Raw genomic sequence first — 1,515 nt, forward strand, 5'->3', positions numbered from 1 at the left:
ATATTAAAATATCCTTAATACTATTTGTAAGTCTAATATTCTCTATATTTCTATTGACTATTTGAGTTAATGTTTTCCACTCTGAATTATTCACATTTAAAACATTTTTTGATTTATTAAGTAGCTCTGTATCACTTAATAACAAAGAAAGAATAAAAATATCAATACCATACTCATAGTTAATTTTTTCTGCTTTCATCCAATAATTTCGTGCATTCTTATATTTTTTGGAATATTGGTTTGCTACACAAAGACTTTCATATTCAACTTCAACATTATATTTTGTGAGGTATTCATCAAATAAAGGACTTCTTAAAGCATGGCTAACTGCTAATACCACTTGTAGATCTTCCACATTTTCTATTTTATATGTTCTCTCAATAAACTCTTTTTTATTTTCATATGGGATATTTGATTGTTCCATTAGCAATAAAGCAAGCGCTAGCCCAGGAGAAAAATGTTTCCTTTGTTTAATAGCTTTTAATACAAATTCAAATGCATCTAATATTCGTCCTTGCTTTCTTAATACTTCCCCAAGCTTAAAGAAGGATAAATAACTTCCAACCCCTTCTAAAGTCTCACCAAATTCTAAGTCTCCAATTTCAATGCATCTTCTAAAACATAGTTCAGCATCATAAATATATCCTGCATTTTCATATAAGATCCCTAAAATAAAAAATAAATCAACAGCTTCTGGGAATGTTGATATAGACGTTTTTATTAAATAAATTCCTTCTTCATATTTCTTTAGTTCGTTTAAGCAATCACCCATATGGTATAGTAAATTTGAGGTATAACTAACTTGATTGTTTAGGCTAAAGGACTTTGAAAATGCTTCAAAAGCTTGGTCAAAATCACCTATAGCTTTAAATTGTTTACCTAAATTGTAGTAGTTATAACCAGAAGGGTCCTCTTTAACTGCCAATTCAAGCATTTTGAGATTCCTATTATTTTTGTCTTTATTATTAAATATTTCTGGTATATAACCAGTGTGATAAATTTGAGGTTTATTTATCGTATCGAAAGTTAAAGTATCATCCTCTATATTTATATGCTCATGAATTCGTCCTTTATAAATTAATCGACTATCATTTCTAAATAATCTAATCGCATTATGATTAAGTACGTAATCTTTACCCATTTTATTTTTAATTGACATAATGTAATAATCTTTTTCAGACTTTATTTCATCATATAAATTAAAGGCTTGATCCAATTGTTCATCGGCATCTAAGACTAAAATAAAATCAGAACTCGCTTTAGATATAGAAAAATTTCTTGCACTTGAGAAGTCATCTATCCATTTAAAGTGGAATACTTTTGCTCCAAAAGTTTCAGCAATTTTTACAGTTGAATCCGTTGATCCAGTATCAACAACGATAATTTCATCAACTTTCCCCTTTACACTCCTTAAACATTTAGCCAAGACTCTCTCTTCATTTTTTACTATCATACATAATGATATTGTTCTCTCTTTCACCTGATCACCCTAAGATTACAATTTTTTTAAAAATT

At 28.2% G+C, this 1,515-nt stretch carries 1 protein-coding gene; it reads right to left on the bottom strand.

The window, feature by feature from the left end; genetic code table 11:
• Window positions 1-1,480 (bottom strand): glycosyltransferase (locus V7127_RS13690; protein WP_335486872.1); only part of this gene is annotated, 1,480 nt, incomplete at its 3' end.
• Between the last annotated feature and the right edge of the window lie 35 nt (window positions 1,481-1,515).

Origin of the sequence: Bacillus sp. JJ1773, assembly GCF_036962035.1 — a bacterium.
Taxonomy (GTDB): Bacteria; Bacillota; Bacilli; order Bacillales; family Cytobacillaceae; genus Cytobacillus.